The sequence below is a fragment of the Gaoshiqia hydrogeniformans genome, from assembly GCF_049347105.1.
Taxonomy (GTDB): Bacteria; Bacteroidota; Bacteroidia; order Bacteroidales; family Prolixibacteraceae; genus Gaoshiqia; species Gaoshiqia hydrogeniformans.
On sequence record NZ_CP186334.1, the window covers coordinates 726,664 to 740,046 of the forward strand.

Annotated in this window: 11 protein-coding genes; 2 read left to right on the forward strand and 9 right to left on the reverse strand. The window is 45.1% G+C overall.

Annotated features, from left to right (window positions below; genetic code table 11):
* Positions 1-63 precede the first annotated feature (63 nt).
* The 5 genes from ACOIT5_RS03005 to ACOIT5_RS03025 form a co-directional block, all read right to left on the reverse strand.
* Entirely contained in the window at positions 64-759 is a 696-nt protein-coding gene (locus ACOIT5_RS03005) for a response regulator transcription factor (RefSeq protein ID WP_423128989.1), read from the reverse strand.
* Positions 719-2,347: a sensor histidine kinase gene (locus ACOIT5_RS03010; RefSeq protein ID WP_423128990.1), complete on the reverse strand. Its 1,629-nt coding sequence runs from the start codon at positions 2,345-2,347 to the stop codon at positions 719-721. Before ACOIT5_RS03010 ends, ACOIT5_RS03005 begins: the two co-directional genes overlap by 41 nt.
* A gap of 270 nt (positions 2,348-2,617) precedes the next feature.
* The gene (gene rnc, locus ACOIT5_RS03015; protein ID WP_423128991.1) at positions 2,618-3,364 is read right to left on the reverse strand and encodes a ribonuclease III; all 747 of its coding nucleotides are present in this window, start codon (positions 3,362-3,364) and stop codon (positions 2,618-2,620) included.
* A gap of 4 nt (positions 3,365-3,368) precedes the next feature.
* The gene (fabF, locus tag ACOIT5_RS03020; protein ID WP_423128992.1) at positions 3,369-4,610 is read right to left on the reverse strand and encodes a beta-ketoacyl-ACP synthase II; all 1,242 of its coding nucleotides are present in this window, start codon (positions 4,608-4,610) and stop codon (positions 3,369-3,371) included.
* A 13-nt stretch (positions 4,611-4,623) separates the two neighbouring features.
* Complete coding sequence (locus ACOIT5_RS03025; RefSeq protein ID WP_423128993.1) at positions 4,624-4,863, reverse strand: acyl carrier protein; 240 nt, start codon at positions 4,861-4,863, stop codon at positions 4,624-4,626.
* A gap of 188 nt (positions 4,864-5,051) precedes the next feature.
* Between ACOIT5_RS03025 and ACOIT5_RS03030 the strand changes: the two genes are divergently transcribed.
* Positions 5,052-5,636: a phosphoribosylglycinamide formyltransferase gene (locus tag ACOIT5_RS03030; protein WP_423128994.1), complete on the forward strand. Its 585-nt coding sequence runs from the start codon at positions 5,052-5,054 to the stop codon at positions 5,634-5,636.
* A gap of 31 nt (positions 5,637-5,667) precedes the next feature.
* On the opposite strand, the gene ACOIT5_RS03035 is transcribed toward ACOIT5_RS03030, so the two are convergent.
* Together ACOIT5_RS03035 and ACOIT5_RS03040 are read right to left on the reverse strand one after the other, a co-directional pair.
* Positions 5,668-6,918, reverse strand: coding sequence for a peptidoglycan DD-metalloendopeptidase family protein (locus tag ACOIT5_RS03035; protein ID WP_423128995.1), 1,251 nt, complete (start codon positions 6,916-6,918; stop codon positions 5,668-5,670).
* Between the two features lies 1 nt (position 6,919).
* Positions 6,920-7,789, reverse strand: a complete 870-nt coding sequence (locus tag ACOIT5_RS03040; protein WP_423128996.1) for a YitT family protein — start codon at positions 7,787-7,789, stop codon at positions 6,920-6,922.
* Between the two features lie 341 nt (positions 7,790-8,130).
* Here ACOIT5_RS03040 and ACOIT5_RS03045 point away from each other — a divergent pair, with 341 nt between their 5' ends.
* Positions 8,131-9,240, forward strand: coding sequence for a DNA alkylation repair protein (locus ACOIT5_RS03045; protein ID WP_423128997.1), 1,110 nt, complete (start codon positions 8,131-8,133; stop codon positions 9,238-9,240).
* Between the two features lie 10 nt (positions 9,241-9,250).
* Here the strand turns inward: ACOIT5_RS03045 and leuS are convergent, their stop codons facing one another.
* The gene (gene leuS / locus ACOIT5_RS03050; RefSeq protein ID WP_423128998.1) at positions 9,251-11,905 is read right to left on the reverse strand and encodes a leucine--tRNA ligase; all 2,655 of its coding nucleotides are present in this window, start codon (positions 11,903-11,905) and stop codon (positions 9,251-9,253) included.
* 170 nt (positions 11,906-12,075) lie between these two features.
* Positions 12,076-13,167, reverse strand: a complete 1,092-nt coding sequence (locus ACOIT5_RS03055) for a PSP1 domain-containing protein (protein ID WP_423128999.1) — start codon at positions 13,165-13,167, stop codon at positions 12,076-12,078.
* Positions 13,168-13,383: the final 216 nt, after the last annotated feature.

Sequence of the window (13,383 nt, forward strand, 5' to 3'; positions counted from 1 at the left end):
AAGGCTTGTCAGTGATTTTCACATTCACAAACAAGCCCGGTATTTAAAAAATCAGGCGGTTATTTATTCCATGATCAGTTTATAGCCCTTGCCGTGCACGTTGATGATTTCGACCGAAGGTTCATCTTTTAAATGTTTACGCAATTTGGTGATGTAAACATCCATACTCCTGGCGTTAAAGTAGTTGTCGTCAATCCATATGGTTTTAAGGGCAAAATTCCGTTCCAGCACCTTGTTGGCGTTGTTACACAGCAAACGCAGTAATTCAGATTCTTTGGTAGTAAGTTTGATGGTTTCTTCACCCTCATCGAGCAAAACCTGTTTCCGGGGATCAAAGGTATACCGGCCAAGCCTGTAAACGGCTTGCTCTGCCGTTTTCCCGTCGGCGGTGGTGCGGCGCAGGATGGCTTCGATCCGAAAAATAAGTTCTTCCATGCTGAACGGTTTCGTCATGTAGTCATCCGCCCCGATGCGGAAACCTTCCAAAACATCTTCTTTCATGTTTTTAGCGGTCAGAAAGATGATCGGAATATCCTGGTTGATCAGCCGGATGTCGCGCGCCAGGGTGATGCCGTCCTTTTTTGGCATCATAATATCCAGGATACACAGGTGATATTCATTCTTTTTAAACCCGGCGTAAGCAGCTTCGCCATCTCCGAACAGATCGGTATTATATCCTTTTGCAATTAAATATTCTTTTAACAACAGACCTAAGTTCTCATCGTCTTCGGCCAATAAAAGTTTTGCTTTTGTTTCCATTTTCTTTTGTATTAAGCGGGAAATAAATTACAAATTTCGTTCCCTTATTCACGACACTTTCGACTTTGATTTTTCCCTGGTGGGAATCAATAATTTTCTTCACATAGCTTAAGCCCAGACCAAATCCTTTTACATCGTGCACATTACCGGTAGGAACGCGGAAAAACCGCTCAAAAATCTGGTCCTGATGTTCTTTGGCAATGCCGATCCCGTTGTCTTTAACCGATACGACCAAATACTCGCCTTTGTTTTCAGTGGCAATCCGGATCTCAGGCTCTTCTTTACTGTATTTTACGGCATTGTCAAGTAGGTTAAAGATCACGTTGGTGATGTGCACTTCATCGCCTTTGACCAAATCTTTTTCAGCGAGAAGTTCCGATTCAAGTTTTCCGCCTTTATTTTTAACCCGCAGCTCAAAATTGAGGATCACATTGTTGATCAGCTGATTAAAATGAAATTCTTTAAATTTCAGCTTCAGCCGTCCTTCATTAAAAACAGCCATTTGAAGCACCTTTTCGACCTGAAAACTCAGACGTTTACTTTCCTGCAAAATCACGTTGGAGATGTGTTCTACGGTTTTCTGGGTATTCGAAATGCTGTTATCGTGCAGCATCTGACTGGCTAAGGATATTGTAGATATCGGCGTTTTCAGCTCATGGGTCATGTTGTTGATGAAGTCGTTCTTGATGATTGACAACTTCTTCTGCTTCAGGATAATCATGATGGTATACACGAAAATAGCAATCAGCATGATCGTCAGGATGGCCGTGGGGATCACCATAATGCCGGTTTCTTTCAGCAGGTAGGTATCCCTTTGCGGAAAATAGAGACGGAGGTAATTGGGCTTTGGCCCTTCCACCACGTCTCTTGGAAATAAAACATCGCGGTATTCTTTTCGTTTGTTTGGTTGATAGCCGGTATTTCCAAAAACAAATTGTTCTTCGCCGAAAGGATATGTTTTTACGGCATACTTAAAGTCGAGGTCGATGCCGTTGTTCCTCAGTTCGGTTTTTAGCGTGTGTTCCAGTTGTTGCTGGTTGATCCGTTCTTTCAAAGGAAGCTGAGAGAAGATGGCCTGATTCTGAATGATCCGGAACATTTCGGCCCGCTCATCGATCCGTTGTTCGTATTGTTGGCTGATGTAGCTGTCGTAGTCGTGAAACATATCGAAGGCCGAAGGAAATTCGCCCGGCCGTCCCCGCTCATTCTGCAGGTAAACAAGGGTATCGGAATAACGGACCGAAAATTCATCGTTATAGGTAACCGAACCTGACTGCTGGAAAAACCGGAACGAGATGTTAATATCGCTTTGTTGTTGCCGTTGCGGCATCATGTTACCGCTTCTCCCGATATTCGGGAAAAGTTGCCTGGTGCTGCCCGAAGCATTGAATGTTCCGGTTACTACACGCGATGTTTCCTCCCTCTCCAGCCGGTCAATCACCCGCCGCAAAGCACGGCTCACCGTTTGGTCAAACTGCTCCTCACGGATATCAAAAGCTTTTTTTATTGAGTTTGTCTGGATCAGAATGAGGCTGGTCATCACCGAAGCCATCAAAACGATCAAACTAATAATAACTTTCCTGCTCATAACACAAAGATAACCTTTAAAAAATACGGTAATTCAGAGCTTAACAATATTTAACACAGGCTGATTTTCAGTATATTCTTGCCAATACGCGCTGAATATAGTTAACAGGCTTTAACATTTATTAGCACCGGCTATTGGTTATTAATATTTATCTTTGTTAAAGAAACAGACAAATGAAATGTCTTTTCTAATTTGGGGTTTAACTGAGTTTTTTACAAGGTGAATTTAGGTTTTGGTTTTTTAGCGGGGTCAATTGGCCCCGCTTTTCTTTTAGAACGAAACCGGGTGTGTCTTTTTCAGTTGTTCAATCGCTTTCCGGGATGCGTTTTGCTGCGATTCTTTTTTGGAGCTTCCCTCGCCTCGTCCAATCACTTCCTCTTCGACGGTGACTACCGAAATGAACGCGGGTACGCGGGCATCGCCGTTTAGCCGTTCGGTAGTTTCGAAATTGATTTCTTTTTTATTTTTCTGGCTCCATTCAATCAACTGGCTTTTATAGTTGGTGTTTGTCGATTGTACTTCTTTCAGATCGACATATTCCAGCAAAAGCTTTTTAACAATGAATTCTTTGGTAATCAGATAACCTTTATCAAGGTAAAGGGCGCCGATCAGCGCTTCCAGTGCATCGCCGTATATGTGGCTGTTTTCGATGGTGTTGTTGGTGTTTGACTTAATGTAGTTGTTCAGGCCGGTTTGATAAGTCAGGTCGGTTAAAAAACTGCGGTTTACCAGCTTCGACCGCATTTGTGTGAGAAAGCCTTCATCCTGGTTTGGAAACCGGTTATACAGAAACTCGGCGATGACGGCGCCCAGTATGGCATCTCCAAGGTATTCGAGCCGTTCATTATTTACCCAGTTCCGCTGCGAATCCAGCTTGGATGCCGATTTGTGAATCAGGGCGGTTTCATAAAGTTTCAGGTTGCCCGGATAACGGCCAATCAGGGACTTCAGAAATAAATAAAACTCTTTCCCTGAAGAAGAAAAGAGTTTTATTTTTTGAACGAGTGTTCTTATCACGATATTAATATTTCTTAAAAATTACCGTGGCATTGTGACCTCCAAACCCGAACGTGTTACTAAGCGCGTAAGTGATCTCGCGTTTCTTGGCAACATTGAAGGTAAAATCAAGATTACCGTCGATCTCCGGATCATCCGTAAAATGGTTGATTGTCGGAGGGATAATCCCGTGTTGCAAAGCCATCACAGAGGCAATTCCTTCAACCGCACCGGCGGCGCCCAGCAAGTGGCCTGTCATCGACTTTGTGGAGCTAATGCTAAGTTTATAAGCATGTTTGCCGAAGTTTTTCAGAATTGCTTTCGGCTCAGCAATATCTCCCAGGGGAGTAGAGGTTCCATGAACATTGATGTAATCAATGTCTTCTGGTTTTATGCCGGCATCTTCAATGGCCCATTTCATGACCAAAGAGGCACCAAGTCCGTCCGGATCCGGGGCAGTCATGTGGTAGGCGTCAGCAGACATTCCTCCACCAACAACTTCAGCATAGATTTTTGCACCACGGGCAACGGCATGTTCATACTCTTCAAAAATGAGAGCGCCTGAACCTTCGCCCATGACGAAACCGTCGCGGTCTTTGTCAAAAGGACGGGAAGCTGTTGCCGGGTCATCATTCCGTGTTGAAAGTGCACGCATGGAATTGAAACCACACAAGCCGGCTTCGTTGATTGCAGCCTCGGAACCTCCCGTGATAAACAGGTTGGCTTTCCCCATGCGAATGTAATTAAACGCTTCGATCATGGCGTGTGAAGCCGAGGCACAAGCAGATACCGTTGTGAAGTTTGGTCCCCTGAATCCAAAGCGGATGGATACTAATCCACCGGCAATGTTGGCAATCATCTTGGGAATAAAGAAAGGGTTGAATTTGGGACGGGCCAAATCGTAGGCTTTCACTTCTTCATAAAAAGTCTGAAGACCGCCGATTCCGGCTCCCCAAATAACGCCGGCCCTGTCTCTGTCAACCGCGTCCAGGTTGAGACCTGAATCGTCGATGGCCTGCTGGGCAGCGGCAAATGCATACAGAGTATACGGATCGTGTTTCCGAACTTCTTTTTTCTCTACATATAATGCAGGATCAAAGTCTTTTACTTCACATGCAAATTGGGTTTTGTGGAGCTCAATATTCATTTTGGTGATCCTTGCAGATCCACTCACCCCGTTTTTTAGCCCTTCCCAATATTCCTCAATAGAATTACCAAGCGGGTTTACGGTTCCAAGTCCGGTAATAACTACCCGTTTTAATTCCATAAATTCTAATTTATTACTTTTTGATGTTTGCTTCGATGTGAGAGATCGCCTCACCTACAGTAGAAATTTTCTCAGCCTGATCGTCCGGAATAGCCAAATCGAATTCTTTTTCAAATTCCATGATCAACTCTACCGTGTCAAGTGAATCTGCGCCAAGGTCATTTGTAAAAGATGCTTCATTGGTTACTTCGCTTTCGTCAACACCTAATTTGTCGACAATAATTGCCTTTACTTTTGATGCAATGTCAGACATAGTTCTAATTTTAAGTTAATATTCAATTTTATTTTTAAAAAATCCGGTGCAAAGTAATAAATTTACCCAAAATATATCAAAGAAATTTTGAAATAAATAGCTGTTTAAAGGATACAGATTCTTTTAAAGCAGACTATATTTGAACAAATTAGTCTAATATTCAATAAGCTGTAATTAACACATATTCTATGAAGAGGATCGCTATTTTTGCCTCAGGATCAGGCACTAACGCGCAGAATATTATCGAATATTTCCGTAACAGCCGGAATGTTATTGTTGATTCGCTGTGGTCAAACAACGAGCATGCTTATGCCTTGATTCGCGCTGAGCGACTGGGTATCGAAACGTTTACCTTTGGCAAAGACGAGCTCTACCGGAGCATTGAGGTGCTGGAAGCCCTGAGTGAACGAAAAGTTGACATGATTGTTCTGGCCGGGTTCCTCTGGCTGGTACCTCACAACCTGACCGAAGAATTCATCGTAATTAATATACACCCGGCATTGTTGCCGAAGTACGGCGGAAAAGGCATGTATGGGAATTATGTCCACGAGGCCGTCATAAAAAGTAAGGATAAAGAAAGCGGGATTACCATCCACTACGTGAACGAACAATACGATGCCGGCGATATTATTTTTCAGGCCAAATGTGCTGTTGAGCCGGGCGACACCCCCGATACGCTCGCCGAAAGGGTTCACCGGCTGGAGTATGAACACTACCCCCGCATCATTGAAGAACTTTTATTAAAAGAAGAGATTGCCGATCTGGAATTTTGACCGGCGGTCTTTCTGTAAATTATCCGGGGACTTAGCCGGGATCGTTAAACCTGATTTTTTGCAGTTCCAGGCTCAGTGAATCTTTAAGAAGGCTGAACTCCGGCATGTTTTTTTCATGCACCGGTTCAACAGGGGGAGCTTCGACTTTGAGCGGGTTCATGGGGGAACCGTTTCTGAAGACGCGAAAATCGAGGTGAGGGCCCGATGCCAGTCCGGTTTTGCCAACATAACCGACGACTTGTCCCTGACGCACCCTGACACCCGGGGCAATTCCCGCTGCATAATTGTTCAGGTGCATATAACAGGTGGTGTATACCGAATTGTGCTTGATGTACAGATAATTTCCGCCCCCGCCTGCCTGGAATCCCTTACGGGTAACCACGCCATCGCCGATTGATTGGACCGGTGTGCCGATCGGGGCGGCATAATCAATTCCATGGTGCGCCCGGGCAATTTTCAGAATGGGGTGCATCCGGCTGTTCGAAAAATGGGAACTGATGCGCGGAAACTTCAGGGGAGCTTTCAGGAATGCTTTTTTCAGGCTCTTCCCTTCCTCATCAAAATAACTCATGATGCTGTCCTGTTCGAACCGAAATGCAAAAAAATCTTTATCCATATGCAGGAACTGACAGGCATAGATGTTGTTAATACCAACGGAAATACTGTCAACAAAACTTTCTTCATAAATCACACGAAACTGATCGCCCCGCTGAATGCCAAAAAAGTCGATGGTCCAGGCGTAAATCTCGGACAGTTCAATGGCCAGCACCGGATTGAGCTGGTTGTCTTTCATCGTATTCCATAGCGAAGAGCGGATGGTGCCCGAGGCTGTTCGGATTTCTTTTATAACGGGTTTTTCTCCCCGATAGATATGTAAACTGTCTTTTAACTGGTAAACAACGTAATTGATCGCGTCAATTTCGTAAATAAAACAGACCGGTTTTTTCAGACTGTCGGGGGTATAAAAAAAATAATACGGATTGTCCTGTTTCATTTTCCTGACATCAAATACCTGCCTGGAGCTACGCGCGATCTGATCAATCACCTGGTAAGAAATCCCTTCTTTCACCAGAATATCGGAGAGGTTCTGGTTGCGTTTAACGGTTGCCTGTTCAATAATAAACGAATCAACCGGGAATCCGAATTTCAATACCGGTTCGGGAATACAAAGGGCTTCGGGTTCAAGGTTCGGAGATTCCGGTTCATTTAAAACAGCGAATACAAAACCGATAACAACAACACTGACAAAAACAAATACGCCTTCAACCCAAAACTTCTTCATGCTAAATTTTAATGTTTTCGAACCCTTGGCCGTAAACGCCCATGACACTTCCCATGGAAATAAAGGCATCCGGGTCAATTTCTTTTAATTTTCTGAATATTAAACTCGACTCACGTTTGCGGACAACAGTCATTACTATTTTAACCGGCTCGCGGGTGTACCATCCGGTACCATCCACTACAGTGGCCCCACGGCCAACATATTTATTAATGTAATCCGCAATTTCCTGATAATTCTTCGAAAATATAAAAATTTGCGCAGATGCGTTCGCTCCATTCAAAAAAGCATCGATTGTATACGAAACAACCCACATGGTTACATAACCGTAAACCAGCTTGGCGGGTGACTGAAAAACAAAATAACTGGATGCAATAATAATCACATCGCAATACATGATCACCCGCCCCGGGCTTACATTCCGGTATTTATTCACAATCATGGCAATGATGTCGGTGCCGCCGGTGCTCCCGCCCCGGGTAAATACAATACCAATACCGATACCGCCCATCATGGCGCCAAGAACTGCCGAGAGGAAAGTGTCGTCAATGAGCGGTTCTTTGATCAAACCCGGAGTGAGCCAGAAAAGCAAGGTAGCGACCAACATGCTCCAGATGGTTTTGATACCAAAATTGGCCCCCAACACTTTTATGGCGATGACCACGAGAAACACATTGATAATAAAATAAGAAAGCGCCACCGGAATTTTACTGCTGTAAAAGATCACGGCAGACAAACCGCTAATCCCACCCCCGGTAATTTCTGCCGGAATCAGGAAGATAGTCCACGACAGGACATAAAGCCCCATGCCCAGGGAAATAACGAAATAATCGGCAAAAGTTGTTTTTAGTTTTGCCTTGCGCTCTTCTGTCATCGCTTCTTTTTTAATCTGTTATTGTGTGTGCTTTCACCGGTTATAACCGGCAAAACGGCTGCAAAAGAATACCTTTTGAAGATAAGAAAATATGGGAAAAAGTCATCTGTTGCCGGATTAACAAAAATTTCAAATTCACCGGATAAAAACTGACTAAACCAAGCTGACGGACTCGGGTGCCGGACAGGGGCGAATGATTTTTCTTTCTGATTTTAATTTCAAAACTGATTCATTTTTTTGAAAAAAAATCAGCGCTACTGACATACTGTTGTCAATATCCCATCCTATTTTTACCAAAACATGAACATAGCGAACCGTATCACAAACGAAGAATATTTAAAATGGGTAATTTACTGAAAGACATTTATTCTACTGAGTTTTATGAAGGTTTTTCCCAAGTACTCGGAGAGCTTATTCCTGATTTTATCCCTGAAAAGTTCAGGCAGCTGATTTTTGATGAAAACTGGCCCGGCAAGGAACTTAAGCAACGCATGAGACATACCTCGCTCGTGTTGCATCAATTTTTACCGGAAGAATTTCAGCAAGCGGCAAAGACCATCGAAAAGATAATCGAAAAACTCCGGCAACATCATGTCAGGGAACCCAACCTGGAATATATGTTCCTGGCCGACTACATCGAAGTTTTTGGAATGCATGATTTTAAAAATTCGATAAACCTGATTGAGTTTGTAACCCCATTCGCGAGCTGCGAATACGCGGTGCGGCCATTCATCATTAAATATGGTGACAACATGTTGCAGCAAATGCACCGGTGGTCATCCCACAAAAACCACCATGTCAGACGGTTGGCCAGCGAAGGCACAAGACCCCGTTTGCCTTGGGCAATCGCCTTACCCGAGCTTAAAAAAGATCCGGCCCCCATACTACCCCTGTTGGAAAAATTAAAAAACGACCCGTCGGAATATGTGAGACGAAGTGTTGCCAATAGCCTGAACGATATTTCAAAAGATCATCCGGACATCGTGATCGCGATTGCACAAAAATGGAAAGGCGTCAGCAAAGAGACCGACGGTGTAATCAGGCATGGCTGCAGGACACTTCTCAAACAGGGCAATCCTGAGATGTTGAACTATTACGGACTAAATGATCATACTGCGATTGAACTGTCAAAGGTTAAGATTCATACCCCAGAAGTAAAAACCGGACACGATTTGCTCTTCTCATTCACGCTGCATCATAAAGGCCCAACAGACAAAACCATACGACTGGAATATGCCATCTATTATCTTCTTCAAAACGGCAAACACTCGAGAAAAGTTTTCAAAATCAGTGAGCGCGTTTATCAGGCCAACGAATCGGTAACCATGCAGCGAAAACAAAAATTCAAAATCATTACCACACGAAAATTTTATCCCGGACCACACAAAGTATCATTAATTATCAACGGGAAGGAACAGGATATTTTCAATTTTGAACTGCTGCGCGAATAAATTACCACGACTACATCACCACGTTAATAATCTTTTTCGGGACGATGATGACTTTTTTCGGCGCTCCGCCTGCCAGCCATTTTTGCGCCTGTTCATGGCCGAGTACCGCCTTTTCAATTTCAGAATGAGCCGCATCAACCGCCACATTCAGTTTAAAGCGTACTTTTCCGTTGAATGACACCGGATATTCAAACGAATCTTCCACCAGCAGACTTTGGTCGGCAACAGGCCAGGGCTCGTAAGCCAACGATTGGCTGTGTCCGTACAATTGCCACAGTTCTTCGGCCAGGTGAGGGGCATAAGGAGACAGGATTTTGGCAAAAGTTTCGGCTGTTTCTTTTGTTACCTGCCCTTTTTTGATTGCCAGGTTATTGAAAACCATCAGGGCAGAAATACCTGTATTAAATTTCAGGTTTTCGATATCGTTACCCACTTTAATGATGGTTTGCTGTAAAAGTTTCAGTACTTCCGCATCTTCTTCACGGTTGCTGATGATGTTTTCCATGTTTCCGAAGAAACGGCAGGCGCGTCCGAGAAAACCAAATACGCCTTTCACCCCGTTTTCGGCCCAGGGCTTGGTATCATCCAGCGGACCCATAAACATTTCGTACAGACGAAGCGAATCGGCTCCGTATTTTTCTACCACATCATCGGGGTTAATCACGTTCTTCAACGATTTTGACATTTTTGCCACAATCTGGCGCAATTCTTCACCGGTTTGGATATGAACGTATTTACCGTCTTTTTCTTCTACCAGATCCGATGTCACTTTCGCTCCGGTTTGGGTTTCGTAAGCGAATGCCAGGATCATTCCCTGGTTAAACAGCTTTTTAAATGGTTCGTCGGTCGATACAATTCCCAGGTCGAATAATACTTTATGCCAGAAGCGCGAATACAGCAAGTGCAGTACGGCATGTTCAGCGCCGCCGATATACAGGTCAACCGGCATCCAGTAGTTTTCCAGTTTCGGGTCGAAAATCTGCCCGTCATTTTGGGGGTCGATGTAACGCAGATAATACCAGCACGAACCAGCCCACTGAGGCATGGTATTGGTTTCGCGGCGGCCTTTACGCCCGTTTTTATCGGTCACGGTCAGCCAGTCGCCGGCATTGGCCAGGGGGGATTCGCCGCCTTCACCCGGTTCGAACTTCTCCAGATCGGGCAAGGTCACCGGCAATTCATCTTCAACCAGTGAAATCTCGCCGTCTTCCCAGTGAATCACCGGGAAAGGTTCGCCCCAGTAGCGCTGCCGGCTAAACAGCCAGTCGCGCAGTTTAAAATTGGTGGTGGCTTTACCAATTCCCTTTTCTTCGAGCCAGTTAACAACTTTTGCAATGCCTTCTTTTTTATTCAAACCGTTGATATCCATCCCGGTTTTGTCGCTTGCCGAGTTGATATAGGCGCCATCTTCGGTCCAGCAAGCTTTGCCGGCCAGCACCTTTGCGCGGATTTCTTCATCGGCATCTTTCGGGTCGAGAATGCAAACAACGGGAATGTTGAACTTTTCGGCAAACTCGAAGTCGCGTGTGTCGTGTGCCGGAACAGCCATGATGGCGCCGGTACCGTAGCCCATCAATACATAATCGGCAACCCAGATCGGGATTTGTTCGCCGTTAACCGGGTTGATGGCATAGCGACCGGTAAATACGCCGGTTTTTTCTTTATTCAGCTCGGTACGGTCCAAATCCGATTTAAGCGAGGCGGCCTGGATATATTTTTTAACTTCATCAGTCCGATCTGAAGTCACAACCTCTTCCAGCATCGGATGTTCGGGAGAAACCACCATATAGGTTGCCCCAAATAAGGTATCGGGGCGCGTGGTGTATACGCGTAATGTTTTCCCCAATCCTGCCAGTTCAAAATCCACTTCAGCGCCGGTTGATTTTCCGATCCAGTTTTTCTGCATGTCTTTCACGCCTTCGGGCCAGTCCAGTTCATCGAGGCCTTCCAGCAAACGTTGTGCATAATGCGGGATGCGCAACAACCATTGTTTCAGGTTTTTGCGGATGACCTGATGACCGCATTTTTCGTGCGAACCGTCAGTCAGCACCTCCTCGTTCGCGCAAACCGTTTTACAACTGGCGCACCACCAAACCTGGGCATTATCGTAATAGGCCAGGCGTTTTTTACCGATGTATTCTTTTACTGCCTGATCGCCCTTGGCCGCGATATCGGCAGGAACCGGTAATTCGCTGATGGGCCGCCCTTTTCCTTGTTCATAATCAAACCAGGTCTGGTATAATTTTGTGAAGATCCATTGCGTCCATTTGAAATATTTCGGATCGGTGGTGTTGATTTCGCGATCCCAGTCATAGCTTAGACCCAGCGTTTTAATTTGACGGCGAAAATTGTCACAGTTCTTCTGCGTGGTAATCGCCGGGTGTGTTCCGGTTTGAATGGCATACTGTTCGGCAGGCAAACCAAAAGCGTCCCAACCCATCGGGTGAAGCACGTTAAACCCTTTCATCCGCTTGTAACGGCTGATGATGTCGGTTGCCGTGTATCCTTCGGGGTGCCCCACGTGCAAGCCCGCTCCCGAAGGATAGGGAAACATGTCGAGGATATAATATTTGGGTTTCGAAAAGTCATTTTCGGTTCTGAAAGTGTTGTTTTTCTCCCAGTAAGCCTGCCATTTTGGCTCAATTTCCCGGAATTTGTATTCCATAATAACAATTGGTTAAAAGCATTTTAAAACTGAGGCGCAAAGATAGAAAAATCCGCCCATAGTATGCAGCAGTTTTTCGGATTAATGGTCCACAACGGGCGCTATTTTCACCCCGATGACCGAAAAAATAAACCCCGGTCAAACCGACCGGGGCGTTATCCTTTCTGTTTTTATCTTCGTATGGTACGTTTCAGTTTTACCTTTCTCCGGGCTTTTACCTTCTTTGGATCTTCCTTCGGTTCGATATTGGCTGTACCAACGCTCATTTCATTTTTTGGGGCAGTTTCCTTTTCGATGTATTTCGACAGTGCAGGCTTCTCTCCCCGTTTATTGAGTTGAATGATGGCCTTTACATCTTTCAGGTCGAGTACAAACGGCTTACCGCCATAAGCATTCTCCAGGGTGTACCAGATTTTTTTGTTCAGGATTTCGGTTTTGAAGTGTTTGGCCAGACCCTTCTCTGTCTCGAGGTTCAGCAACTCGTACGGAAAATCCTCCTGCGCCTCCATGTAGGTGTCCAGTTCGTACATTAGACAACATTTTAGTTTTCCGCACCTGCCCGCCATTTTCTCAGCATTGGGCGAAAGTCCCTGCTTCACGGCGGCATCGGAGGTTACGCTCGAGAAGTCGGTACGCCAGGTTGAGCAGCAAAGTTCACGTCCGCACGAGCCGATGCCGCCAACCCGCCCGGCCTCCTGCCGGGCGCCAATCTGTTTCATCTCGATCTTAACCTGAAATTCACGGGCATAACGTTTGATCAATTCACGAAAGTCAACCCGGTCGTCTGCAATGTAATAGAAAATCGCCTTCGCGTTATCGCCGCGAAACTCCACATCGCCAATTTTCATATTTAGCTTCAGTTCGGCTGCGATTTGCCGCGAACGGACCATCACCGCGTATTCCCGTTTTTTCGCGGCTTCCCACTTGGCGGCATCGGTATCGCTGGCTTTCCTGTAAATTTTATGCCAGCTGTAACGTTCCTGCTTTTTAATTTTCCGCTCAAACTGTTTTCGGGCCAGGGTCCCGGTAAGCGTTACATACCCCACATCATGGCCGGGCGAACAAGCCACAACAACCAGATCGCCAACTTTTAATGACAGGTGATCTTCGTTTCTGAAAAACTCTTTGCGCGTACCCTTAAACCTGACTTCAACAATGTTACTCAGATGACTGGTATCGGGTAAATCGTTCAACCAGTCGTAAGAACTTAACATCTCAGGCCGGTCGTGCTCTATATTGATGGTACATCCGTTGCATCCCATATTTAAACTATTTATCAGCTATAAATTCAGACAAAAATATCTAAAATTACTCACATCTGCTAAGTTTATTCAGTCTAAATAAGCAATCGGACATCTTTCGCGATTTTCCTCACATTCACCCTCCCCTGCAAATACGATATTTCGGATGGCATTTAATACATTAATGGCACGGGTGACGGAAACATTCGAGGAAAATTATCTGTAAACGCATCGGTA